The following is a 581-nucleotide window of genomic DNA, read 5'->3' as shown; positions in this document are numbered from 1 at the left end:
GCCGTTTAATGCCGGGATTTTGGATTTGGCGCTATCTTCCTTATTAGGAACAATACTCATTGTTTCGTAGGGTGACATCCAGATTCTGTATGTAGTAACATCTCCTTGTAATATTCCGTTTTTATCTTTCAAAAATAAATCCTTTCCACCATTTCTGTACAACTCATAATTTTCTCTGATTAAACCTATATTGTCAGAAACTGGATATTTTTTCCCTTTGTACTCAAATAAAATTTTTCCATTTTTATCCTTTTCGGGATATATACTGGAAAAAAAAATATTGGATTATTATGATAAATAAAATTGTGAGCTTGAAATGTTGGAGTTCCAAATATCTTTACTGCATCTGCTATACTGCCCAATTTTACTGCCTTTCCATTATAGACGATTTTATAGCTCTGAAATTCAAATTGATGCTCTTGCTTTTGATATTCCTGCACTTCAGAAAGTGCAGATTTCTCTTTCTTTTTAGTTTCAGATTTCTCCTGACCATTACAAGAATAGTTTAGGGTAAATAAAAATATATAAAAAAGGAATTTCATCATTAATCTTTATCTTTCAAACTGTAATAATAATTAATG

1 protein-coding gene is annotated in these 581 nt (G+C 30.1%); it reads right to left on the bottom strand.

All coding sequences use genetic code 11. The features are described 5' to 3' along the window. Window positions 1-185 precede the first annotated feature (185 nt). Window positions 186-542, bottom strand: coding sequence for a hypothetical protein (locus tag AC2A1G_RS20060; RefSeq protein WP_484048653.1), 357 nt, complete (start codon window positions 540-542; stop codon window positions 186-188). Window positions 543-581: the final 39 nt, after the last annotated feature.

It is taken from the genome of Chryseobacterium sp. HNCC26DJ240 (assembly GCF_057180485.1).
Note: the sequence above shows the minus strand (reverse complement) of the source record. Positions and strands in the feature narration are given on the sequence as shown.

What these genes read in the sequence shown, in the direction of transcription:
- AC2A1G_RS20060 (WP_484048653.1), bottom strand. Translation starts at nt 542, where the DNA reads ATGAAATTCCTTTTTTATATATTTTTATTTACCCTAAACTATTCTTGT.